21 protein-coding genes, 3 pseudogenes and 1 riboswitch are annotated in these 23,510 nt (G+C 68.8%); of the genes and pseudogenes, 6 read left to right on the top strand and 18 right to left on the bottom strand.

Features of this window, described 5'->3' with window-relative positions:
• The first annotated feature begins 106 nt into the window (after window positions 1-106).
• Entirely contained in the window at window positions 107-814 is a 708-nt protein-coding gene (locus ACW172_RS13030; RefSeq protein WP_492031868.1) for a response regulator transcription factor, read from the top strand.
• Between the two features lie 3 nt (window positions 815-817).
• Here the strand turns inward: ACW172_RS13030 and ACW172_RS13025 are convergent, their stop codons facing one another.
• The 9 genes and pseudogenes from ACW172_RS13025 to ACW172_RS12985 all read right to left on the bottom strand — a co-directional run.
• A complete protein-coding gene (locus tag ACW172_RS13025; RefSeq protein WP_492031867.1) occupies window positions 818-1,264 on the bottom strand; it encodes a chemotaxis protein CheE in 447 nt (148 codons plus the stop codon).
• On the bottom strand, window positions 1,261-1,863 hold the full coding sequence (locus ACW172_RS13020) for a response regulator (RefSeq protein WP_492031866.1): 603 nt from the start codon (window positions 1,861-1,863) through the stop codon (window positions 1,261-1,263). The genes ACW172_RS13025 and ACW172_RS13020 overlap by 4 nt, the downstream gene beginning before the upstream one ends.
• Window positions 1,864-1,866: 3 nt before the next feature.
• Window positions 1,867-2,196 carry a DUF8776 family protein gene (locus ACW172_RS13015; RefSeq protein ID WP_492031865.1) on the bottom strand — a complete coding sequence of 110 codons (330 nt, stop codon included), beginning with the start codon at window positions 2,194-2,196 and terminating at the stop codon, window positions 1,867-1,869.
• Complete coding sequence (locus ACW172_RS13010; protein WP_492031864.1) at window positions 2,196-2,738, bottom strand: chemotaxis protein CheD; 543 nt, start codon at window positions 2,736-2,738, stop codon at window positions 2,196-2,198. The genes ACW172_RS13015 and ACW172_RS13010 overlap by 1 nt, the downstream gene beginning before the upstream one ends.
• Window positions 2,735-3,124, bottom strand: a complete 390-nt coding sequence (locus ACW172_RS13005; RefSeq protein WP_492031863.1) for a response regulator — start codon at window positions 3,122-3,124, stop codon at window positions 2,735-2,737. The genes ACW172_RS13010 and ACW172_RS13005 overlap by 4 nt, the downstream gene beginning before the upstream one ends.
• Before the next feature lie 11 nt (window positions 3,125-3,135).
• Window positions 3,136-4,182 (bottom strand): protein-glutamate methylesterase/protein-glutamine glutaminase, encoded by a 1,047-nt coding sequence (locus tag ACW172_RS13000; protein ID WP_492031862.1) that lies wholly within the window; start codon window positions 4,180-4,182, stop codon window positions 3,136-3,138.
• The gene (locus ACW172_RS12995) at window positions 4,179-5,045 is read right to left on the bottom strand and encodes a CheR family methyltransferase (protein ID WP_492031861.1); all 867 of its coding nucleotides are present in this window, start codon (window positions 5,043-5,045) and stop codon (window positions 4,179-4,181) included. Before ACW172_RS12995 ends, ACW172_RS13000 begins: the two co-directional genes overlap by 4 nt.
• Entirely contained in the window at window positions 5,042-5,506 is a 465-nt protein-coding gene (locus ACW172_RS12990) for a chemotaxis protein CheW (protein ID WP_492031860.1), read from the bottom strand. Before ACW172_RS12990 ends, ACW172_RS12995 begins: the two co-directional genes overlap by 4 nt.
• Window positions 5,507-5,508: 2 nt before the next feature.
• A pseudogene (locus tag ACW172_RS12985) lies at window positions 5,509-6,768 on the bottom strand (chemotaxis protein CheA); the annotation flags it as partial.
• 6 nt (window positions 6,769-6,774) lie between these two features.
• Here ACW172_RS12985 and ACW172_RS12980 point away from each other — a divergent pair.
• The 3 genes from ACW172_RS12980 to ACW172_RS12970 are packed head-to-tail and all read left to right on the top strand — an operon-like array spanning window position 6,775 to window position 10,255.
• Window positions 6,775-8,199: a sensor histidine kinase gene (locus ACW172_RS12980; RefSeq protein ID WP_492031859.1), complete on the top strand. Its 1,425-nt coding sequence runs from the start codon at window positions 6,775-6,777 to the stop codon at window positions 8,197-8,199.
• Complete coding sequence (locus ACW172_RS12975; protein ID WP_492031858.1) at window positions 8,196-8,801, top strand: response regulator transcription factor; 606 nt, start codon at window positions 8,196-8,198, stop codon at window positions 8,799-8,801. The genes ACW172_RS12980 and ACW172_RS12975 overlap by 4 nt, the downstream gene beginning before the upstream one ends.
• Before the next feature lie 44 nt (window positions 8,802-8,845).
• Window positions 8,846-10,255, top strand: coding sequence for a DUF6880 family protein (locus ACW172_RS12970; RefSeq protein ID WP_492031857.1), 1,410 nt, complete (start codon window positions 8,846-8,848; stop codon window positions 10,253-10,255).
• Here the strand turns inward: ACW172_RS12970 and ACW172_RS12965 are convergent.
• From ACW172_RS12965 to ACW172_RS12935, 7 genes are all read right to left on the bottom strand, one after another.
• Complete coding sequence (locus ACW172_RS12965; RefSeq protein ID WP_492031856.1) at window positions 10,252-11,022, bottom strand: ABC transporter ATP-binding protein; 771 nt, start codon at window positions 11,020-11,022, stop codon at window positions 10,252-10,254. The two genes, ACW172_RS12970 and ACW172_RS12965, sit on opposite strands and share 4 nt — an antisense overlap.
• On the bottom strand, window positions 11,019-12,005 hold the full coding sequence (locus ACW172_RS12960; RefSeq protein WP_492031855.1) for a FecCD family ABC transporter permease: 987 nt from the start codon (window positions 12,003-12,005) through the stop codon (window positions 11,019-11,021). The genes ACW172_RS12965 and ACW172_RS12960 overlap by 4 nt, the downstream gene beginning before the upstream one ends.
• A complete protein-coding gene (locus ACW172_RS12955) occupies window positions 12,002-12,898 on the bottom strand; it encodes an ABC transporter substrate-binding protein (RefSeq protein WP_492031854.1) in 897 nt (298 codons plus the stop codon). The genes ACW172_RS12960 and ACW172_RS12955 overlap by 4 nt, the downstream gene beginning before the upstream one ends.
• 70 nt (window positions 12,899-12,968) lie before the next feature.
• Entirely contained in the window at window positions 12,969-14,900 is a 1,932-nt protein-coding gene (locus ACW172_RS12950) for a TonB-dependent receptor plug domain-containing protein (RefSeq protein ID WP_492031853.1), read from the bottom strand.
• Window positions 14,901-15,049: 149 nt separating this feature from the next.
• A riboswitch (cobalamin riboswitch) is annotated at window positions 15,050-15,255 on the bottom strand.
• Between the two features lie 303 nt (window positions 15,256-15,558).
• The gene (locus ACW172_RS12945; RefSeq protein WP_492031852.1) at window positions 15,559-15,909 is read right to left on the bottom strand and encodes a hypothetical protein; all 351 of its coding nucleotides are present in this window, start codon (window positions 15,907-15,909) and stop codon (window positions 15,559-15,561) included.
• On the bottom strand, window positions 15,906-16,466 hold the full coding sequence (locus ACW172_RS12940) for a hypothetical protein (protein ID WP_492031851.1): 561 nt from the start codon (window positions 16,464-16,466) through the stop codon (window positions 15,906-15,908). The genes ACW172_RS12945 and ACW172_RS12940 overlap by 4 nt, the downstream gene beginning before the upstream one ends.
• Window positions 16,467-16,496: 30 nt before the next feature.
• Window positions 16,497-17,900: a helix-turn-helix domain-containing protein gene (locus ACW172_RS12935; RefSeq protein WP_492031850.1), complete on the bottom strand. Its 1,404-nt coding sequence runs from the start codon at window positions 17,898-17,900 to the stop codon at window positions 16,497-16,499.
• Window positions 17,901-18,055: 155 nt separating this feature from the next.
• Here ACW172_RS12935 and ACW172_RS12930 point away from each other — a divergent pair, with 155 nt between their 5' ends.
• Window positions 18,056-19,657 carry an isocitrate lyase gene (locus ACW172_RS12930; RefSeq protein ID WP_492031849.1) on the top strand — a complete coding sequence of 534 codons (1,602 nt, stop codon included), beginning with the start codon at window positions 18,056-18,058 and terminating at the stop codon, window positions 19,655-19,657.
• Between the two features lie 77 nt (window positions 19,658-19,734).
• Here ACW172_RS12930 and ACW172_RS12925 read toward each other — a convergent pair.
• Together ACW172_RS12925 and ileS are read right to left on the bottom strand one after the other, a co-directional pair.
• Window positions 19,735-19,854: pseudogene (locus ACW172_RS12925) on the bottom strand (hypothetical protein); the annotation flags it as partial.
• A 74-nt stretch (window positions 19,855-19,928) separates the two neighbouring features.
• Window positions 19,929-22,734: pseudogene (ileS, locus tag ACW172_RS12920) on the bottom strand (isoleucine--tRNA ligase); the annotation flags it as partial.
• 221 nt (window positions 22,735-22,955) lie between these two features.
• Here ileS and ACW172_RS12915 point away from each other — a divergent pair.
• Window positions 22,956-23,507 carry a DUF3828 domain-containing protein gene (locus tag ACW172_RS12915; protein WP_492031848.1) on the top strand — a complete coding sequence of 184 codons (552 nt, stop codon included), beginning with the start codon at window positions 22,956-22,958 and terminating at the stop codon, window positions 23,505-23,507.
• Window positions 23,508-23,510: the final 3 nt, after the last annotated feature.

Below are 23,510 nucleotides of genomic sequence, written 5' to 3'. Positions count from 1 at the left end.
CAGCCCCGCGATCGGCCGTCCGGTCTGTGTCTGAACGTGTCAAACATCTGAGCTGTATAACTATTGTGCAATCGGACGGCCCCATTTGCCGGGCACAAAGTCGTTCATGCACAGTTCATCTTCCTCCCCGGACATCCTGATCGTCGACGAGGAGTACGGGCACCACGATCCCATCTGCGGCTACCTCGGCCGACAGGGCTTCACGACCCGCTGCGCCACCAGTCTGTCGGAGATGGAGCGCCGCCTGCGGGAGGACCGGCCCGACCTGATCCTGCTGGACGTCTCCATCCGCGGCGGCGACGGCCTCGCCCTGTGCCGCAGACTGTCGGAGATGGGCCCGCCGGTGATCGTGGCCAGCGCCCTGGGCGAGGAGACCGACCGCATCCTGGGGCTGGAGATGGGCGCCCAGGACTATCTGGCCAAACCCTATAATCCGCGCGAGTTGCTGGCCCGCATCCGCGCCGTCCTGCGCCGCGCCCGGTCGCCCCAGGCCGGCGCCGCCAGCATCCTGACCTTCGCCGGCCTGCAGCTGGACCTGCTGCGTCGACGGCTGATCCGGGCCGACGGCGAATCCACCGCCCTGACCCCGAACGAGTTCAACCTGCTGCGCACCTTCGCGGAGAACCCGGGTCGGCCCCTGACCCGGGCCCAGCTGATCCAGAACGCCCATGACGAGGCCGAGGTGCGCGACAGGGCCATCAACGTCCAGATCAGCCGCCTGCGCAAACGCCTGAATGACGAGAGCGGGCGCGACCTGATCGTGACCCTGCGCGGCAAGGGCTATGTCTTCGACGCGGCGGTCGTCCGCCAGTAGCCCTTACGGGCGCTGGGCGACCTGGCGCAGGCCGTCCAGCAGGGTGGCGGAGGTCCGGCCCGTACGGCAGTCGTTGCCCAGGATCAGTCGCATGGCCTGGGCGTGCACCTGGATCGAGGGCCAGCGCCAGACGCCGTTTCCGATCATCCGGTCGGCGATGTCGCACAGGCTCCAGGCCGCCTCGTGCAGCGGGCCGGTGTCGAAGAAGGCGCCCAGATCGATGACCTTCTGACCCAGGGCGTAGACCTGGAGCCCGGCCTCGGCGGGCTGCGCCGCGCAGACGGCGTCCAGTTCGTCGATCGTCGCCGCGATCATCGCCATCGCCTCCTCGCGATGGGTGTCCAGCGCCTCGCCGGCCAGGCGCTCGGCGTCGCGGACCAGGCGGCCGCCCGGCTCAAACAGCTGCTTGGACAGCGAACTCTTGACCTTGAACGTCCTGGCTTCGCTCACAGCTGCACCTTCATCGGTTTCATCATCATGTCGATCGCCGACTGATCCATATTGGCCTCGCTGGCGGCGCCGACGTGTTCGGACAGGTCGCCGGAACGGCGGCCGGCCATGCCCAGCGGCGGACCGAAATTGCGCACCCGGCGGTCGGGACCGACGTAGGTGTCGGCCTCGACGAACTGCCGCTCGTCGGCGCCCAGCCACAGGATGCGCTGCAGAAGCACGTTCGGGGTCAGGGGCTTGGTGACGACGAAGCTGGCGCCGCAGTCCCGGCTCTTGTGCACCTTGGACTGGGCCGCGTGTCCGGTCAGCATGATGACGGGGGTATAGCGCACCGGCGGCGGCGTATCGCGCCGCAGCCAGCGGATGAAGTCATAGCCGTCCATGTCCGGCATGGAGCAGTCGATCAGGATCAGGTCGAGGTCGCGCTCGTCCACGACCCGGATCGCGTCCTCGGTCGTCGAGCGCTTGATCTGTTCCTTGACCCCGAAGCCCTGAAAGATCGAGCTCAGCATGGCCAGCGACTTCTCGTTATGATCGACGAGCAGCACCGAGGAGCGGGCGAGGTTGACCCTCTCATTGACGTCAGGCCGGCGCGCCATGGCTCAGAACAGCATCAGGTCGCCGGACGCGGCGGCGTCGGGACGAGCGTCGGAATCGGCGCGCAGCCGACGGAATTGGTCCGACAGGGTCAGGGCGTGCAGCGCCGTCTCGACGGGCACGCCGACGCCCAGCGCCGCGGACAGGCCGCTGAGCCCGTCCAGCCGCTGGATCAGCAGATCGAAGGCCTGGATCCGCTGCTGGATATCGGCCTTGTCTCCGGCCGGAGCGTGGACCATCAGGTCCTGGGTCAGGCCCGACAGGTCGTCGACCTGGCCCCGGATCTCGGCCAGTTCGTCGGAGACGGCGACGAGAAGCGCGCGAAGACGGGGCATCAGAACAGCTCCACGGCGCCGGAGGCGACCGGTTCGATCTTCGGAGGGGCCTGGACCGGCACATGGCTGTCGGTCACGGCGCGCTGCAGGGCGCGGCCGCTCACGGGCCAGTAGTGCAGACGCCGTCCGCCCGAGCCGCGCAGGCTGCCGCCGACGACGGTGATGCCTTCGTCCCTCAGGAAGCGCTCGGCGAACTCGGCGTTCTGCATCCCGACGTCGCGCAGGGAATCGAACATGCGGCCGCCGCCGAACAGCTTGGCCTCCAGCCGCTCGCGACGGGCGCCCGCCTTGAGCACGTCGTTGATCAGCAGTTCCATCGCATAGGCGCCGTAGCGGCGGCCCGCGTCGGTCCCCGCCCCCGCACCCTCGGGCAGCAGGAAGTGGTTCATGCCGCCGACGCCCGCCAGGGGATCGCGCAGGCACATGGCGACGCAACTGCCCAGGATGGTGGTCAGCATCACATTCGGGTCAGAGGTGACGTGGTGCTCGCCCTGGCCCACGTGGATCCTCTTTTCGGTGGCCAGGGCCGCCGCGGACATCATGTCAAAGGACCGAAGACGCCTTCCAGCTTCTCTTTCAGCTGGGCGACGGTGAAGGGTTTGACCAGGTAGTTGTTGACCCCGAACTGGACCGCGCGGGCCACCAGTTCGCGATCGGCGCGGCCGGTCAGCATGATGAAGGCGGCGCCCTGGGTCGGCGGGTGGGCGCGGATGGCGCGCAGCAGGCCCAGACCGTCCAGGTTCGGCATGTTGAAGTCGGAAATGATCAGGTGCGCCGGCTTGCCGATCATCTCGCGCAGGGCCGCTTCGCCGTCGGAGGCCTCGCGGAACTCGCGGAACCCCAGCTGCTGCATACTGGTGCGGACAAGGCCGCGCATCGACATCTGATCGTCGACGATGAGGGTGTGGATAGCGGAGGCGGCGGGCATTGGGGGAAACCTCAGGCGGCGGAATGGACGTCGCGCGGGGGCACGGCGCACAGTTCGAGAATGGCGGAAGGCATACGCGACAGGGGTAGTTGACGCTCGACGGCCCCGATTTCATGGGCGACGCGCGGCATGCCGTAGACGACCGAAGAGGCCTCGTCCTGGCCCAGTGTGTGGGCGCCGGCGTTGCGCATCTCCAGCAACCCTTGCGCGCCGTCGCGGCCCATGCCCGTCAGGATGACGCCGGTCATGGGCTTGCGCAGGCGGGCGACCGAACGGAACAGCACATCGACCGAGGGGCGATGGCCGCTGACGGTGTCGCCGTCGCTCAGACGGCAGCGCGGCGTCGTGCCGAGCACCTCCAGATGGGTCAGACCGCCCGGAGCGATATAGACGTGGCCCGGCAGCAGAGGGGCGCCGTCCACGGCCTCGGTGACCGTCGCGGCCGAGGCCTTGTTCAGACGGGCGGCGAAGCTGGCGGTGAAGGTCGCCGGCATATGCTGGGTCACCACCGTCGCCGGACAGTTGGCCGGGAAGGCCGAGATGATGCCCAGCAGGGCCTCGACCCCGCCGGTGGAGGCGCCGATGGCCAGGATATGGTCATGCGCGGCGCGATAGTCGTTGTGCGGGCGCACGGTCTCGACCGGGTCGCGGGCGCGGACGCGCGAGCGGGCGGCGGTCTTCACCTTCAGGGTCAGCTCCGAGAAGGCCTCGGCGGCGGTGACGCCCGCGCCCGGCTTTCCGACGGCGTCCACGGCGCCCATTTCCAGGGCTTCCAGGGTGATCTCGGCGCCGGCCTGGGTCAGGGTCGAAACCATGACCACGGGCATGGGCCGCAGCCGCATGATCTTCTCGAGGAACTCCAGCCCGTTCATATTGGGCATCTCGACATCAAGAGTGATGACGTCGGGGTTCAATTCCTTGATTAACGCGCGCGCTTCCAGCGGATCGGCGGCCGAGCCGATCACCTCGATCTCGGGATCGCGACGCAAGGCGGCCGTAATCAGGCCCCGCATGGTGGGGCTGTCGTCGACGACGAGAACGCGAACGATACCGGTCATGCGGCCAGCCTGTAGGTGGTGAGGCCGCTGGTGCTCAGCTGGCTGATCGCCGGACCGCTGACGCGCTCGGAATGGCCGATGTAGAGGGTGGCGCCGGGGTTCATCAGCGGGGTGAACCGCTTCCAGACCCGCTCCTGGGTCGCGTCGTCGAAATAGATGACCACGTTGCGGCAGAAGATGACGTCGAACTTGCCGCGCATCGGCCAGTCGCCGATCAGGTTCAGCTCCTTGAAGCTGATCAGGTCGCGCAGGGGCTGGGCGGCCGAGAGCATGTTGCGGCCCTGGGAGGGCGCCTTCTCGAAGAACTTGTTGCGCAGGGCCGGGGGCGCCGGATCCAGCGCCTCTTCCGGATAGACCCCGGCGATGCCGTCGGCGACCATGTTCGGGTCGATGTCCGTGGCCAGGATGCGGAAGTCGAGCTCGTTGGCTTCCGGCAGGACGGACAGCGCCGTCATGGCCATGGAATAGGGTTCCTGCCCGTTCGAGCAGGCGGCGGACCACAGGCGGACGCGGCCGCCGCGCCGGGCGCGCTCGGCCAGCATCGGCATGACCTCGTCGCGCAGATGATCGAAATGGTGCGGCTCGCGGTAGAAGCGGGTCACGTTGGTGGTCAGGGCGGCCGTCATCGCCTGACGCTCGTCCACGCCCGAGGCGTCCTGGATCAGGGCGCAATAGTCCCGGAAGCTGCGCAGGCCGAGGGTGCGCAGCCGCTTGGCCAGGCGCGAATAGACCAGCGCGGCCTTGCCCTCGTTCAGGGCGATCCCTGCGTGGCTGTGCAGGATCTGGGCGATGTGGCGGAAATCCTCGGCGGTGAAGACGAACTCGCCTTCGACCAGGGACTCGCGCCCGGCGGGGCTGGTCATGCGGCTTCAGCCTCGGCGGCGTCGGGGATGATCCGGTCGAGTTCGATCAGGCTGATCAGGCGACCGTCCAGGGCGAACAGGCCCTTGACGAAGGACTTCACCTGCTCGCTGGCCACGTCCGGCGTCGGCTGCATGGCTTCGTCGGTCAGCTGGATGATGTCCGAGACCGCGTCGACCAGCAGGCCGACCATCCGGCCGCCGACATGGGCCACCATGATGACGTGGCGGGCCGTCGGTTCGGAGGTGCGCAGACCGAAGCGGGCGCCCAGGTCGATGATCGGCAGGACGGCGCCGCGCAGGTTGATAACGCCCTTCATGAAGCCGGGCGCGCGGGGCAGCGGGGTCGCGGGCGTCCAGCCGCGGATCTCGCGCACCGACATGATGTCCACGCAGAACTCCTGCTCGCCGATACGGAAGGCGATCAGTTCGCGGGTGGCTGCGGCGTTGGAAACTTCAGTCATGATCAGCTCGCGAGTTTGAAGTCTGAACGGGTGGCTTCGATGCGGGTCGCCTTGCGGCGCCAGGAGGCGACGATGGCGTCCACGTCCAGGATCAGGGCGACACGACCGTCGCCCAGGATGGTGGCGGCGGCGACGCCCTCGACCTGCTGGTAGTTGGTCTCAAGGCTCTTGATGACCACCTGGCGCTGGCCCTGGATGGCGTCGAACAGCAGGGCGGCGCGGGCGCCGGCCTCGGTCTCGATGATCACCGCGACACCGCCCTCGGCCGCGGCCGGCGCGTCACGGAAGCCCATACCCAGGGCGACGTCGATCAGGGGCACGAACTGCTCGCGGAAGCGGATGACCGGGTCGTGGCCGCCGACATAGTGGATGTCCTCGGCGCGCGGGGTCAGGCTCTCGACGATGGCCGTCAGCGGCGCGACCAGGGTCTGTTCGGCGGCGGTGACCACCATCCCGTCCAGAACCGCCAGGGTCAGGGGCAGGCTGAGGGTGAAGGTCGAACCCTTGCCCGGAACCGAGCTGATCGAAATCCGGCCGCCCAGGGCCTGGATCGAGCGTTTGACCACGTCCATGCCCACGCCGCGCCCGGAGACGTCGGTGATGGTCTCGGCGGTCGAGAAGCCCGGCAGGAAGATCAGGTTGTCGATCTCCTCGTCGGTCAGGACCGCGTCCTCGGCGATCAGGCCGCGCGAGATGGCGATGCCCTTGACCCGGTCGCGGTTGATGCCTTTGCCGTCGTCGCCGATCTCGATGACGATCCGGCCCGAACGGTGCAGGGCGGCCAGACGGACGGTGCCCTCGGCGGGCTTGCCGGCGGCGACGCGCTCGTCCGGGCTTTCCAGCCCGTGGTCGATGGCGTTGCGCAGCATGTGGGTGATCGGCTCGGCCAGACGCTCGACCACGGTCTTGTCGACCTCGGTGTCCTCGCCGGCGGTGACCAGACGCACGCGCTTGCCGGTCATTTCGCCGACTTCGCGGACCAGACGCGGCATCCGCTGGAAGACGGACTTCACCGGCTGGGCGCGGATGGCCATGACGCTGTCCTGGATCTCGCGCGTCAGCAGCTCGAGATCCTCGAGCCCGACCGAGATGCCGGAGGAGCGGGCCAGGCCGCTTTCGATCACGCGCTGGGCCAGCATGGCCTGCTGGATGACCAGCTCGCCGACGACGTTGATCAGGCGATCGACGCGGTCCAGATCGACGCGAATGGTGACGGCGGCCGGGGCCGCGGGCGCGGCGGCGGCGGCGGGGGCCGCGGGAGCGTCGCCATGATCCCGGCCTGGGCGGCGAAGGGAGCGAACGGCTACCTCCTCGCCGTCGTCTCGGTGGGCCTGGCGCTTCTGGCGCGGCTCGGCCTGGAGGCCTTCGGAAAGTTCTACTACCTGCCCCTCATCCCGGCGGTGATGCTTCCGGCCCTGCTGGCCTCGCGTCGGGCCACGGCCCTGGCCATCGGCCTGTCGATCACCGCCAATGTGGTCCTGGTGCCTCGCGAGAGCGCCGTGGACGCCGTGGTCAACGCCCTGCTCTTCGCCATGGTCGGCGCCGCGATCGGCGAGATCGGCCGGGCCCGGCGGTCCTTGCAGGCCCGCTCGGCGGAGTTGAAGACCCAGCTGAGCCTGCGCAACGCCACCATTCACGCCATGCTGGCCTCGGCGCCGGTCGTGACCCTGGACTCCCGATCGCGGATCGTGGCGATCAGCCAGCCGGCCAGCGCCCTGTTCCGCACCACCGAGCGCGAGGCGCGGGGGCGCGCCTTCCAGGATTTCGTCGAGTTCTTCGACGCCGGCATCATCCGCAGCGCTCCGCCGGGCGAGTATTCGTCCGATCAATACTGGCTGGGGCGACGGTCGGACGGCGACGTCTTTCCTTTAGGCATCCAACTGGCCTTCACCGGCGACCCTGAAAGCTCTGAAGCCATTCTCACCCTGACCGACCTCAGCCTCTGGCATTCAGCCGAGCTTCGCAGCCAGGAGCTCAGCGACCAGCTGAATCAGGTCTGGCGCATGAACTCCCTGGGCGAGATGGCGGCCATCCTGTCGCATGAACTGAACCAGCCCCTGACCGCCGCCGCCAGCTATCTCCAGGCCAGCCAGGCGGACCTGGGTCGCGCCGGCATCCTCGCCGACAGCGCCAGCCGCACGGTCGAACTGGCCAAGAGCCAGGTGCTGCGCGCGGGCGCCATCATCCGTCACGCCCGCGAACTGCTGACGGTCGAGACCCATCCTCTCGAACCCGAGCGGATGTCCTCGATGATCGACGACCTGGGCCCCATCATCCAGCTTCTGGGCCCGGCCTCGGACGCCAGCATCCAGATCGATATCGACAACCTCGACGATCGGGTCATGGCCGACCGGATCCAGTTCCAGCAGGCCATCGTCAACCTGGTGCGCAATGCCGTCGAGGCGGTCGCCGAGCGGGAGCGGCGCGAGATCCGGCTGATCGGACGCCCCTCGTGCTCCGACTTCTATGAGATTCGCGTCGAGGACAGTGGTCCCGGCGTCCCGCCCGATCAGGTCGAACGCATGTTCGAACCCCTGATGACCACCAAGTCCGACGGCATGGGCCTGGGCCTGTCCGTCACCCGCACCATCGTCGAGAACCACGGCGGAACCCTCAGCGTGGGCGTCAGCCCCATGGGCGGCGCCGCCTTCATGTTCAGCCTTCATCGCGCGAAGGGGGAGCCTGTCCAGTGAACACGCCGTCCATATTTGTCGTCGAGGACGACTTCGCGGTACGGGACTCCCTGATCCTGCTGCTTCGCTCCGAAGGGTTGCGCGCCCGGGGCTTCGCCAACGGCGAGGAGTTTCTGAAGAACCTGCCCAACGATCCCGTCGCCTGCGTCGTCACCGATCTGAGAATGCCGGGCGCCGACGGGTTCGAGGTGGTCCGCAGCCTGGTCGAACGACGCGGCGACGCCTGGCCGATCGTCGTCATCACCGGCCATGCGGACGTCTCCTCGGCGGTCGAGCTGATGAAGGCCGGGGTGACCGACTTCATCGAAAAGCCCTTCGAGCCCCATCGTCTGGTCGAGACCCTGAAGGGCTGCATTCGCCGGACCGAACAGGTCGGCGCCGACATGGAGCGGCGCGCCGATATCGACCGGCGGCTGAACCAGCTGACCGCGCGCGAGCGTCAGGTCTTCGACGCCCTCGCCGACGGCCTGTCGAACAAGGAGATCGCGGCCCGGCTCGACATCAGCCCCCGCACGGTCGAGATCTTCCGCGCCAAGGTCATGAGCAAGATGGAGGCGGCCAATCTGTCCGCCCTGGTGCGGATGAGCCTCGGCCTCGCCTGAATCCACAGGTTGACCTGCAGGGTTCGAATCCCCTCATGAGAGGGATGGCCAAACGCCCGACTTCTCCACGCGCCGCTTCAACGCCCTCCCCCGCGCGCCGCAAGACCCTGTCGGCCGCCAATCTGTCGGCCCTGGGCGCCGATGTCCTCGCCGAACTCCTGATCGACGCCACCGCGGGCGACGCCAATCTGAAGCGGGTGCTCAAGATGGAGCTGGCCGCCGCGGTCGGCGCGCCCGACCTGGCGCTGGAAATCGACAAGCGGCTGACGGCGCTGGAGGCCAGCAACACACGGGTGTCGTGGCGCAAGCGTCCCGAACTGGTCTCCGACCTTCAGGCCCACCGGCGCATGATCGTCGACCGCCTGTCCGCGCTGGACGCCCGTCTGGCGCTGGACCGGCTGATCGCCTGGTTCGACCTCTATCCGGGCCTGGCCGTGCGGGTGAAGGACCCCAAGGGCGAACTGTCGGCCCTGTTCTTCGAGGCCGCGCCCGACATCGCCGCCGTCGCCTCCGCCGTCGGCCCCGAGGCCGCGCCGATCCTCGCCGAGGCCATTGAGACCCGGCTGGCCGAATGGGGCGGCTGGATCGGCCGCGCGGCCCCTGCGATGAGCGAGACCCTCGCCGCCGATGTCCTGAAACGCCTGACCGAGGGCCGACCCCGCCCCACCGGACGCCGCGCCCTCGTCGTGCGCAAGCTGGCCGACCGTGCCGGGAACGTCGAGGCCTGGGCCGCCGCCTTCTCCGACGAGGACCGGCTCAAGCCCGACGTCGGCGCCGAGATCGCCCGCCGCCTCGCCGAGGCCGGACGCCCCGTCGAGGCCCGCGCCGCGCTCGACGCCTCGAAGCCGCGCATCGCCGTCCCCTCGCGGCTATCGCTCCGCGCCACGACGCCGGTCGCGCCCGATCCCTCTCCCCTGTGGGAGGCGGCCGAGATCGCCGTGCTGGACGCCGAGGGCCGCCCCGACGACGCCCAGGCCGCCCGCTGGGCCGCCTTCGAACGCACCTTGTCGGAGGCGCCCTTGCGCGCCCACATCGCCCGGCTGGCCGACTTCGACGACGTCGAGGCCATCGACCGCGCCCTGGCCTTCGCCGCCGGCTGGTTCGAGGCCACGACCGGTCTGCGCTTCCTGATCAACTGGCCCGCCCCACGCGAGGCCGCCGCCATGGTCCTGGCCCGCGCCGACGAACTGCACGCCTCGGCCGAGGACACGGCGCTCTGGGCCGGACGGCTTGAGGGGCGTTGGCCCAATGCGGCCCTCGCCCTGATCCGCTCGCGCGCCCGGGCCCTGGCGCGTCAGGGGCTGGGCCGTTCCGAGGAGGTCCGCGCCCTCTCGGCCGAAGCCGCCCACCTCGCCGAACTGCCGGGCGCGCTGGACACCCTGCCCAGTCACGCCGACTTCATCGACGAGCTGGAGATCCTCTCGCCCGCCCCCCGTGGAAGGCTCTGGCGTTAAACGCGCCGGATCACGTCGATCAGCGGCCCGCCGGGTCCCTCGGTCAGGGTCGCCTCCACCCCATAGGCCCGCCTCAGCACCTCCGGCGTCAGGGCCGTGGCGGGCGGTTCGTCGGCCAGCACCCCGCCTTCCGCCAAAACGATGATCCGGTCCGCCGTCCTCAGCGCCATCGACAGGTCGTGCAGGGTCACCACCACCCCGACCCCGTCATCGGCCAGCCGGCGGAACAGGGCGGCGGCGTCCAGCTGGTGCGCCGGGTCCAATCCGGTCAGGGGCTCATCGGCCAGCAGCCACTCGGGCTCCCCGGCCAGACCGCGCGCGATCAGCACCCGCGCCCGCTCCCCGCCCGACAGGGTATCGACGATCCGATGTTCGAAGGCCTCGACATGGGCGGCCGCGATCGCCCGATCGACGGCGGTCCGATCCTCGGCGGTCTGGCCCCGCGCACCCACGAAGGGCGTCCGCCCCAGTTCGATCAGGGTCCGCGCCTCGACCGGCCAGGCGATCTCCGGCGTCTGCGGCAGGAAGGCCAGCCGCCGCGCCCGCTCGCGCGGCTTCATCTCTGACAGGACCGCGTCGTCCAGCATGACCGACCCGGACGACGGCGTGCGCAAGCCCGCCAGACAGGACAGCAGGGTCGACTTGCCCGCCCCGTTCGGCCCGACCACGGCGGTCACCTTGCCAACCTCGAGGGCCAACGACACGTCCGACAGGATGGTCTTGCCGCCGACGGCGACGCCCAGCCGGGAACAGGACAACAGGCTCATGCGACCGTCCTCCGCAGACGCAGCAGCAGGGCGAGGAAGAAGGGCGCGCCGAGCGCCGCCATGGCCACGCCCAGCTTGACCTCCCCCGCCGCCGGGGTCAGCCGCACCAGAATATCGGCCGCCAGCACCACCACCGCCCCGCCCAGGATGCTGGGGATCAGCAGCGCCCCCGGCCGGCTCCAGACCAGCGGCCTCAGCAGATGCGGCGTCACCAGACCGACGAAGCCGATCACCCCGGTCACCGCCACACAGGCCCCCGCCGTCAGGCCGACGCCGAGCGCGATGCTCCAGCGGGTCACCCGCATCGACACCCCCAGCGACCGCGCCCCGACCTCGCCCAGGGTCAGGGCGTCCAGCGCCCGGCTGGTAGTCAGCAACAGGCCGCAGCCGGCGATGACGAAGGGCCCCGCCGTCTTCACCTCGTCGAAGCTGCGGTCGGCCAGCGAGCCCATCAGCCAGTCGACGATCTCGCTGACCGCCCAGGGATTGGGCGCCAGCGACAGGGCCAGCGACACCCCCGCCGTGGCCAGGATGTTCAGGATCGCCCCCGCCAGCACAAAGGTCACCAGACTGGACGCCGAGCCCGACAGCCCCATCAGGATCGCCACTCCGATCAACGCCCCGCTGATCGCCGCCACCGGCAGGGCCCAGGGCGCCGCCGCCGTCAGCCCGTAGTAGAGGGTCAGCACCGCCCCCAGCGCCGCCATGGAGGAGACGCCCAGCACGCCCGGGTCCGCGAGCGGATTGCGCGTATAACCCTGCAGCACCGCGCCCGAGAGCCCCAGCGACGCGCCCACCGCGATCCCCAGCAGGGTCCTCGGCAGACGCAGTTCGAAGATGATGGCCCAGCGCGGATCGAGCTCCGGCTGCGTCCAGGCGCTGAACGGAACCCAGACCTTGCCGGCCATCAGACTGATCCCCGACAGGACCAGCAGCAGGGCGATCAGGATCGCATAGAGAAGGGGTCGGCTAAGGGGCTTCATCCTCGTCCTCTCAAAGCCGTCTCCCGCGCCCGCGCCAGAGCCTGGGCCGTCTGGATCAGCACCGGACCGCCACAGAACAGCAGCCGTTCGGGGAAGGTGGCATGGCTCATATGGCCGGCGACGTGACGCAGCGCCGGATGGCTCATGACCCGCAAGGCCCGGCTCGGCGCGCCCGGCGACACCTCTCCGGACAGCAGCAGGTCCGGCGGATCGGCGATGACCTGTTCGAGCGGCACGCTCATCGACTGGCGCAGGCCGTATTTGGTCGCGGCGTTGTCGAGCCCCATCCGGGTCATCATCTCGTCCATCAGCGTCCCCGGCCCCGAGGCGAAGCCGCCGGGCATGAAGACCAGGGTCGACAGCCGGCGTGTTCCCGGCTTCGGCGCGGCCTCGGCCAGAGCCGCCTCGATCCGCGCGACCATGGCCTCGCCCCGTTCGGGCGCCCCGACCAGCCGCGCGACCTCGCGCACCTGCGCCAGACTGGCCTCGACCGTCTCGGGCACATCGAAGACGACGGTTCTGACGCCCAGCCGATCGAGCGCTCGCCCCGTCGCTGCGGAGAACCGGCCGGTGATCACCAGATCGGGCGCCCTGGCGATGATCTCCTCGGCCGTCCCCCAGGTGAACGGCAGGGTGCGGGCCACGGGTGCGATGGTCGAGCCATAGGCCTCGCGCGAATAGTGGCTCAGGGCCGCGATCCGCTGGTGATCCACCAGCTGGATCAGGATGACGTCGAGGCACGGATTCAGCGACACGATCCGTCGCGGCAGGGCGGAGGCGACGGGCGCAGCCGCAGCCCCGGCCCGGCCGACGGCGGCCACTGCCGAAGCCGTCACGGCCGCCGTCACGGCGACCGCCCCGCCCGCGATCAGCACACGCCTGTCGAGATCCATCCCGGTCTCCTCGCGGTCACAGCCGCCCGTTCCGTTTGCATCGGAACAGGCGACCGCGCCAGTTCCCGCCCTAGAAGCGGGCCCGCACGCCGACGAAGGTCCCGCGACCCGCGACGCCGTAGTTGGCGGTGGTGGCGTACTTCTCGTCGCCGACGTTCTCGACCCGGCCATAGATCTCGACCGTGTCATTGACCGGATACGAGGCCCGCAGATCGACCAGGGTGTAGGCGTCCAGACGGGTCGTGTTCGACGCATTGTCGAAGCTCTCCCCGGCGTACCGCACCGCCACCGTCGTCGACAGACGGAAGGGCCAGACGTACGTCGCCGACAGATTGGCCATGTCCTGCGGACGGCGAACCAGCTGCTTGCCGTTGTTGGCGCCGGCCGACTCATTCGTCGCGTCCGTGTAGGTGTAGTTGGCCTCGACCTCGACCGGGCCGACCGTGGCGGCGGCGGCCAACTCAACGCCGGTCGTCTTCGTCTCGGCGACATTGGCGTAATAGCCGAAGCGGCGGACGCCGTTCTTGAAGCACAGGGGCGCCGAGGTGATCGTCTCCGTGCCCGTGCAGGAGAAGAAGTCGATCTGGTTGGTCGTCTCCCGGTCGAACCAGGTCGCCGACACGGTCACGCGGCCGTCCAGCAGATGCTGTTCGACCCCGGCGTCCCAGGCGTCCGCCTCTTCCGGCGACAGGCCGGTGTTCCCGTAGTCGCTGTAGAGTTGGTACAGGCTCGGCGCCTTGAAGCCCTGACCATAGCTGGCGCGCAGCACGGTCGCGCCGCCGTTCAGCGCCCAGGCCGCCGCCGCCTGACCCAGGGTCTTGCCGCCGAACGTATCGTGCTCGTCGCGACGCACGCCCCCGGTCAGGGTCAGGCCGTCAACGACCTCGCCCTGGACCTGCAGATAATAGCCGTCGAGGCCGACCGAGGCCGAGGTCGGGGCCGCGGTGAACTCGGAATCCTCATGCTCGGCGCCGAAGGTGGCGACCCAGCCCGAGGTGATGTCGAACACGCCCTGGTATTCGTACCGCTCGTTCTTGCCGGTCGAGTCATAGGTCAGGGGCGACGCCGGGAATGTCGGGTCGAAATTCTGGCGGTCCGTGCGGGTGTAGCCATAGGCGACGCGGTTCTTCAGCCGGGCTTTGAACAGGTCGAAGTTCACGCCGGCATAGGCGACCAGATCCTTGGTCGTGCCGTATTCGCGCGTGTCGTTGAAGCTGTAGAAGGGCGGCGGGAAGCCGTCGAAATCGACGCGGGCGCTGGAATAGACCGAGCGCAGATCGATCGAGACGTCGTCCGTCAGCTTGATGTTCAGACGGCCGCTCAGGCCCGTGTTCTCATAGCCGTCCTTCTCGGTCCCGGCCGCATAGGTCGAGAAGCCGTCGGTCTGATAGTGGGAGGCCGCCACACGCCACAGGATGCGGTCGCTGACCCCGCCCAGGCCGCCACGCAGGTACGAGGTCCCGCGCGAACCGGCCTCGGCGTCCAGCGACGCCTGGAACGGACGGGTCGGCTCGGCGGTGATCAGGTTCACCACCCCGCCGATGGCCTGGGAGCCCCACAGGGTCGACTGGGCCCCGCGCAGGACCTCGATCCGGGCGACGTCGCCGGTCAGCAGGTTGCCGGGGTTATAGCCGGCGCCGGTCGCCGAGGGGTCGTTCATCTTGACGCCGTCGATGACGAACAGGGTCTGGTCGGCCTCGGCGCCGCGGATGCGCAGGGCGGTGACCGAGCCCAGGCCGCCGGTGCTGGTGACGCTGACGCCGGGCGTGCGGGCCAGAAGGTCGGCGACCGCCACCGTCTGGTTGGCCTGGATCTGTTCGCCGGTCAGGACGGTGACCGACTGGCCGACGCGGTCAGCCTTCTGGGCCGAGCGGTTGGCGGTGACAATGACGTCGCCCGGCAGGGTCGCGTCGTCGGAGGGGCTCACGGTTTGCGCGGCGGCTCCGCCGGCGGTCAGAAGCAGCGCGGCCGTGGCGGCGCCCAGGTAAAGTGCAGGTCTCATAACGGGTCCAATCCCAACGCGATGACGAGCCGGGCCCGCACAGCCATGACCGGATACAGACGCGCCCCGTCACGGCCGCGCGAACGCGGCACAAGAAGACGTCGTCATTCGGGAAAAGACCCGTTCCGCCCGGCACACCACGTCCGCGCGAAGGACGACCACGACGGGCAGGTCTCCTGGCTCACGGGTCAACACCGGTGCGCACCGCCTTCCCGGCCCTCCGGCTTTCGCCTTTGGAATCCAGTGGCCTGTGGTGCGCGGGCTCGCCGCTTACAGTTGCGTGGGCAGTCCGGGATTTTCACCCGAGTTCCCTTTTCATCCCCGTCGCCGGGGAACCTGTCGCGACGCGGGCCTTAGGCCAAAGCGGGGCCGCAGGCAATGGAGGGCGCCGCGTCTGACAGGTGACGCATCGCGATCAGGAATTTATTCCTCTTCTCGTCTTGCGTCGGATCAGAGCTGTCGCCATGTCGCCCGAACGGTCTTTGACAGGTCCAGCCCGCCTCTTCGCCGCCCCGACGCCTGGCCGCCGGATTTCACATAATCTGGCCGGGTCGAGTCACTCGGAATTGCCAAGCCACTGATAAGGCGCAACATCCCTGGCCAGCCTGGCACGATTTGGCACGGTTTGGCCGCGTTTTCCGGGCGCGGCCAAATGCCCTCAGCCGCAGCCGTCGCGGAACAGGGTGATGAAGGCCAGAGAGCCGTCGTCCTTCGCCAGCCCCTGCGGCTCGCGATAGAGGACCAGTTTTCCATCCGCGACGCCGCAGACCACCGTCTTGCCCTGCCGCTGCCGCGCCGGATCGAAATGGACCTCGGTCGCCCCCGCCGCCTTCGCCGCCGCCTCGGCGCGCTGGGTGAATCCCGGCTTCTGATGGCTCCAGGTCCAGTAGCCCAGGACCGCCAGGACGATCGCCCCGATCCAGCGGATGCGGTTGGCGCCCGGGTCGTTTGACAGGGACCTCGGCGCGCGCGGGACTGACCGGTCCACCATCCGACGCGGCCCGGTCACGACGGCGTCTCCCCGACGGCATAGCGGGCGACGACGCCGTCCGGCTGCCAGTCGTGTTCGGCGAGGCTGTTCAGCGACCGGTCGACCAGCCGGTCGAACAGCCCCCGGTCCCCTGCCGTGATCGCCTGCTTCAGATAGTCGGTCACCACCGCCCGCACCGGATAGGTCCCGACCGGCCCGGGAATGCTCAGGGCGATGCGGATGCCGTTGTCGATCCAGTGGACCACGGTGTCGAAGAAGTCGTCCGACAGCAGGAAGTCGCTCCGGTCGACGACGTAGAGGGTGATCTCCCCGTCGCTCAGCCCGTCGGGCCGCACGATGACCCCGCTGCGGTCGGGCCGCCAGTCGTCGGACAGCTCCACCACCCGCCAGACGCAGAACCAGGTCCGGCAGGTCTGCGGCCGGATCGCATGCACGCCGCAACCCGCCCCGTCCACGCAATAGGCGCAGAGCTCTCCCGTCGGCTTGGCCAGTTCGGGCAGGTCGAGCGGAATATAGCGGCAGCACTCCACGCAGCCGCCACAGGTCCGGTCGGGCAACAGAGGCAAGCCCGTCATGATCGATCCTTGGTCATGGCTCGGCCTACCTCACCCGTCCGAGAATCCGAAGGGCGTACTGGTCCGCCGGATGTCGTCGGGCAGGATCTGACGGCCGATGGGCGGCGCCGAACGCGCCGTGCACTCCATCCTCTGGCACAGCCGGCAGGTGACCCCGATCGGCGTCGGATCGGGCTCGGGCGCCCCTTGCGTATAGATCAGTTTGTGGGCGTGCTCGGCCGCGCAACCGAGCGCAATGGCCCGCTCGACCCTCTGGGTCCCATAGGCGCCGCCGCCCGCCGTCACCGTCCGGGCGATGGAGAAGAAGCGCTGGCCGTCGGGCAGCTCCAGCCACTGGGTGACGATCTCCCGGGGCGTCCGGAAGGCCGAATGCACCGACCATAGCGGACACCCCCCGCCGTGCCGCGCGAAGGAGAAGCCCGCCCCGTCCAGACGCTTGGAGACATTGCCCGCCGGGTCGACCCGGATGAAGAAGAAGGGCACCCGCTCCTGCCCCGGCTTCTGCAAGGTCGTCAGCCGGTGCGCCGTCTGTTCGAAGCTGGTCCCGAACTGCCTTGCAAGCGCCTCCACGTCATAGCGCCGCGTCTCCGCCGCCCGCGCGAAGGCCGTGTAGGGCATGACCATGGCCGCCGCCGCGTAGGACGCCAAGGCCCGCTTGGTCAGCCGCTCCCCGCCCTCGGTCGCGAACACGCCGCCCCCGGCCACGGCCTCGATGTCGGTCCTCAGGTCCAGCCAGGCGATCTGCAGGGCCAGCTGGAACTGGCGGCTGGCCCCGTCCAGGGTGTCGTCCAGCAGGACCTCGCGCCGGTGCAAATCATAGCGCCGGATCGATCCGACCATGACGTCGGGCGGCATCCGCCGGGTCCGCAGACCGTGCTTCTGGCCCAGATAGCCCTCCAGACCTCCGGCCTCCACGACCCCCGCCGCCAGCCGCTCGGCCGCCTCGTCCAGCACCGGAAAGCTGTTGCGCCTCGCCGCCAGAAACCGCCGCGACTCGGCCACCGGATCGGCGCTGTCGGCCCCATCGGGATCGATCGCCTCCACGCTCCGGTCCGCCAGGGCCAGATGCTCTTCCTGATAGGCCGTATAGAGCCTCAGCAGGGCCTCGGTGACGCCCGGGAAGTTGGTGACGAGGTCGGCGTTCTCCAGCGGCGGCAGGTCGATGTCGGCGAACATCGGATCCTTCAACGCCGACTGCAGCCGGGCCGCGATATCGGTCGAGGCGTCCCCCGCCAGGGTCGCCATGTCCAGCTTGTAGGTCTGGGCCAGCCTGAGCAGCATCTCGGCGCTGAGCGGCCGATGGTTCCGCTCCAGCAGGGCCACATAGGAGGCCGATACCTCCAGATCGGAGGCCATGTCCGCCTGGGTCAGGCCGAGGTCGCGCCGCAGCCGCCTGAGGCTGGGCCCGACATAGAGGCGGCGTTGAGCGGGCATGGAAAGGCCTGAAAAGTCAGCGTCGGTCGATACATTACATCATTACAGGAAAATCTTGTAAAGTTTGACAGCTACACCGCAAAGCCCCTGCCCGAGCCTGAACCTCACGCCTACGGATGCGCTCAACGTCATCTCCGTGCGTCGAGGAACACCCCATGTCCTATCAGGATCACATCACCCAGGTCGCTTCGCTGATCGAGGCCAAGGCCGCCCCCTGGTCCGGCATCTCCGCCGAGGCCGTGGCCCGGATGCGGCTGCAGAACCGGTTCAAGACCGGCCTCGATATCGCCCGCTACACGGCGGCGATCATGCGCAAGGACATGGCGGCCTATGACGCCGACCCGTCCAAGTACACCCAGTCGCTGGGCTGCTGGCACGGCTTCATCGGCCAGCAGAAGATGATCTCCATCAAGAAGCACTTCGGCACCACCGACCGGAAGTACCTCTACCTGTCCGGCTGGATGATCGCGGCCCTGCGCTCGGAGTTCGGCCCCCTGCCCGACCAGTCGATGCATGAGAAGACCTCGGTCCCGGCCCTGATCGAGGAGCTGTATACCTTCCTGCGTCAGGCCGACGCCCGCGAGCTGGGCATGCTGTTCCGCGACCTGGACGCCGCCCGCGAGGCCGGCGACGCCGCCGCCGAGAAGACGGCTCTGGCCGCCATCGAGGGTCACCAGACCCACGTCGTGCCGATCATCGCCGACATCGACGCCGGCTTCGGCAACGCCGAGGCGACCTATCTGCTGGCGAAGAAGATGATCGAGGCCGGCGCCTGCGCCCTGCAGATCGAGAACCAGGTCTCCGACGAGAAGCAGTGCGGTCACCAGGACGGCAAGGTCACGGTCCCGCACGAGGACTTCCTCGCCAAGGTCCGCGCCTGCCGCTACGCCTTCCTGGAGCTGGGCGTCGAGGACGGCGTCATCGTGACCCGCACCGACAGCCTCGGCGCCGGCCTGACCAAGCAGATCGCCGTCTCCAACGAACCCGGCGACCTGGGCGACCAGTACAACAGCTTCCTGGACTGCGAGGAAATCGCGCCCTCGGACCTGAAGAACGGCGACGTCATCCTGAACCGCGACGGCAAGCTGCTGCGGCCCAAGCGTCTGCCGTCCAACCTGTTCCAGTTCCGCGCCGGAACGGGCGAGGACCGCTGCGTTCTGGACAGCATCACCTCGCTGCAGAACGGCGCCGACCTGCTGTGGATCGAGACCGAGAAGCCCCACGTCGAACAGATCGCCGGCATGATGGACCGCGTCCGCGAGGTCATCCCCAACGCCAAGCTGGTCTACAACAACTCGCCCTCGTTCAACTGGACGCTCAACTTCCGCCAGCAGGTCTTCGACGCCATGGCCGCCGACGGTCAGGACGTCTCGGGCTACGATCGCGCCAAGCTGATGAGCGCGGCCTATGACGAGACCCCGCTGGCGCTCGAGGCCGACGAGCGCATCCGCACCTTCCAGGCGGACGGCGCCAAGCGGGCGGGCATCTTCCACCACCTGATCACCCTGCCGACCTACCACACGGCCGCCCTGTCCACGGACAATCTGGCAAGGGAGTATTTCGGCGAGGCCGGGATGCTGGGCTATGTCGCGGGCGTCCAGCGCAAGGAGATCCGTCAGGGCATCGCCTGCGTGAAGCACCAGAACATGTCCGGCTCGGACATCGGCGACGACCACAAGGAATACTTCGCCGGCGAAGCCGCCCTGAAGGCCGGCGGCGTCCACAATACGATGAACCAGTTCGGCGAAGCCGCCTGATCCATCGACCGGGTTAAACGAGAGCCGGCCCGGAGCATGCGCTCCGGGCCGGTTTTGCTTTCAGCGATGCATCCGGCTCAGCCGACGTGCCGCTCGTCCCAGTAGCGGACCGCATCGGCGTCGCGGGCGCTGAGCTCGGGATAGGCCGCATCCGAACCCACATCCGGAACACGCCGCCACGAGCGGGCGCATTTGGGGGTCGTCAAGGCCTCCACGCGGATTTGCGGATACTTCGCCGGGTTCTTGTCGAGAACATCTCCAAGCGGTCCATCACTCAGGAAGGCTTGAGAGGTCCGGAAGACTTCGGCCGCAAACTCGTCCCTGCTCTGGCCATCGACCTCGAAGCTCGCAAGCGAAAGCTCACCGGCCTGCAGGTAAACAGCCGCGTCGATCGCCCCGCCGATAACCTTCTCGCTCCGGGCCGTCTCGATCGCCGCAGTCACCTGCTCGAGGATACGCTTGACCGCCGCCCAACGCGCCGCCTCGGCTTCGTTCTTCCAGCTGTCCGGCGTCTCGGGGATCACCCGGGCGCAGTTGGTCTGCGAACCCGGGAAACGGGTCTGCCAGGCCTCCTCCATGGTGAAGGGCGTCAGCGGGGCCAGCCAGGCGGTCAGGCGGGCGAAGACCTCGTCCATCACCGTGCGGCAGGCGCGACGGCGGATGCTGTCGGGCCGGTCGCAATAGAGGCTGTCCTTGCGGACATCGAAGTAGAGGGCCGACAGGTCGTTGGAGCAGAACTCCAGCACCGGCCGCACCACGTCCTGGAAGCGGTATTCGCCATAGGCCTTGCGGACCTGGCCATCCAGCTCGTGCAGACGATGCAGGATGAACTTTTCAAGCGGCGGCATCTGCTCAAGCGGCAGGCGCTCGGCCTCGTCGAAGTCGGCCAGGGCGCCCAGCAGATAGCGGACGGTGTTGCGCAGCTTGCGATAGGCGTCGACCGTGGTCTGGAGGATCTGCTTCCCGATCCGCTGGTCGTCCGAATAGTCCACCAGGGCGACCCAGAGGCGCAGGATGTCGGCGCCGCTCTCCTTGATGATGGTCAAGGGATCGGTGGTGTTGCCCTTGGACTTGGACATCTTCTCCCCCTTCTCGTCGAGGGTGAAGCCGTGGGTCAGGACCGCCTCGAAGGGCGCCCGGCCGCGCGTGCCCGAGCCTTCCAGCAGGGACGACTGGAACCAGCCGCGGTGCTGGTCCGAACCTTCCAGATAGAGGTCCGCCGGCCAGTGCGACGGGCGGTCGCCCGTATAGCCGCTCTCGGCCGTGCGCGGGTCGATGGTGAAGGCGTGGGTCGAACCCGAATCGAACCAGACGTCGAGGATGTCCTCGACCTTCTCGAACCGGGCCGGATCGTGGGCGCCGAGGAAGTCCTCGTCCGGGGCGGTGAACCAGACGTCGGCGCCGCCTTCGGCAACGGCCTTGACGATGCGGGCGTCGACTTCCGGATCATGCAGGGGCTGGCCCGTCTGCTTGTCGATGAACATCGCCAGGGGCGTGCCCCAGGCGCGCTGGCGGCTGACCAGCCAGTCGGGCCGGCCCTCGACCATCGAGCGGATGCGGTTCCTGCCAGAGGCCGGGTGGAAGGCGGTCTGGTCGATGGAGGCCAGGGCGATCTCGCGCAGGGTCGCGCCGTTGCTGGCGGCGGCGTCCAGCGGCTGATCCATGCGGATGAACCACTGCGGCGTGTTGCGGAAGATGACCGGCGCCTTGGACCGCCAGCTGTGCGGATAGGAATGCTCCAGCCGACCGCGGGCCAGCAGGGTCCCGGCCTCGATCAGCTTCTCCATCACCGCGCCGTTGGCCGGACCGAACTTGCCGGTCTTCTTGCCCTCGGTCTCCAGCACCTTGAGACCCGCGAACAGGGGCACGGTCGGATAGTAGGCGCCGTCGGGATCGACCGTGTCCGGCACCTCGTGATGACCGTGGGCCTTCCAGACCTCGAAGTCGTCCGCGCCGTGGCCCGGCGCGGTGTGGACGAAGCCCGTACCGGCGTCGTCGGTGACGTGGTCGCCGCTGAGCAGGGGCACGGAGAAGCCATAGCCCGGATCCAGCGCCGCCAGCGGGTGGGCGCACTCGAGACCCGACGGGTTGATGTCGTCAACGCGGGTCCAGGAGGCGATCTTGGCGGCCTTGAACACCTCCTCGGCCAGCTTGTCGGCGACGATCAGGCGGTCGCCCGGCCTGGCCCAGGGCTCGAACTCCAGCCCGGTCTCCATGGCCGTGACCTCATACAGGCCATAGGCGATCTCGGGGCCGTAGCTGATCGCGCGGTTTGCCGGGATGGTCCAGGGCGTGGTCGTCCAGATGACGATCGATGGGGTGGCGTTGCGGAAGCTCAGCAGGTCGTCGGCGTGGTCGTCCGAGGCCGCGATGACCGGGAACTTGACCCAGATCGTCGGCGAGACGTGGTCGTGATACTCGATCTCGGCGTCGGCCAGGGCGGTGCGCTCGACCGGCGACCACATCACCGGCTTGGAGCCGCGATAGAGCTGGCCCGAGTTCTTGAACTTGTGGAACTCCGCGACGATGGCCGCCTCGGAGGTGAAGTCCATGGTGGCGTAGCGATTGGCGAAGTCGCCGGTGATGCCGAGGCGCTTGAACTGCTCTTTCTGCAGGTCGATGTATTTGCCGGCATAGGCGCGGCAGGCGCGGCGGAACTCCTCCTTGGAGACCTCATCCTTGCGGCGGCCCTTCGAACGGAACTCCTCCTCGATCTTCCATTCGATCGGCAGGCCGTGGCAGTCCCAGCCGGGGACGTAGTCGACGTCGTAGCCCAGCAGGAAGCGCGAGCGGACCACGAAGTCCTTCAGCGTCTTGTTCAGGGCGTGACCGATGTGGATGTCACCGTTCGCATAGGGCGGACCGTCGTGCAGGACGTAGAGCGGCGCCTTCTGCTTTTGGCGCTCGGCGCGCAGGGTCCCGTAGAGGTCGCCCCACTGCTCGATGATCAGCGGCTCCTTCTGCGGCAGGCCGCCGCGCATCGGGAACGGGGTTTCCGGCAGGAAGACGGTTTCGCGGTAGTCGCGGCCAGATCCGGAAGTGGATTCGGCGGTGGATTCAGCAGGCGTATCGGACATTCGGAGTCTCGGATCAGGCAAGGGGACGCAGGCGAAAAGCTTCAAACCCGGCGTGCGCGGGGGCGAGAGCCCCGTCGGCGCTACGCCGGGCGGCTAATCCGGGCCGGAATGATCAGGCGGACGTCCATGCCGGGCGGTGTAACAGGTGACAGCGCAGGGGAAAAGCGTAGCGTGCGCTTCAAGAGCGCCGTTGAGGCGCCGCAACCGCCCCCGAGGAAATCATGCGCGCCCTTCTCCTGCTTCCCGCCGCCGCCCTGGCCCTGCTGGCCGCCTGCTCCGAGCCGGAAAAGAAGGCCGAGGCGCCCGCTGCTCCGGCCTCCGCGAGCATGGCCCCGGGCCGACCCGCAATCTACGAAGCCGCCGGCGAAGGCCCCGAGCCCTTCGTGCGCGCCATCTATGCCGTCTATGTCGCGGGCGGACCCAAGGAGCCGCCGCCCGCCGCCGGCCAGGACCCGATCTATTCGCGCATGCTGAACGCCACCCTCGGCGCCGACGTGCGAGTGGCGAAGGGCGAGGTTCCCACCGTCAACTACGACATCCTGTGCGGCTGTCAGGACCAGGGCGCCTTCACCCTCGACAGCCTGGCCGTGACCAAGAGCGGGGTGAACGACGCCACCGCCGCCGTGGTTTTCACCAACGCCGGCCAGACGACCCATCAGACGCTGAAGCTGGTCCGTGAAGGCATCAACTGGAAGGTCGACGACGTCATCGACGCCGACGGCAAGTCCCTCAAGGACGCGACCATCAAGGTGATCGAAAAGGCGGGGGGCTGAGGC

This window comes from Brevundimonas sp. ALps5, assembly GCF_058681645.1.
Note: the sequence above shows the minus strand (reverse complement) of the source record. Positions and strands in the feature narration are given on the sequence as shown.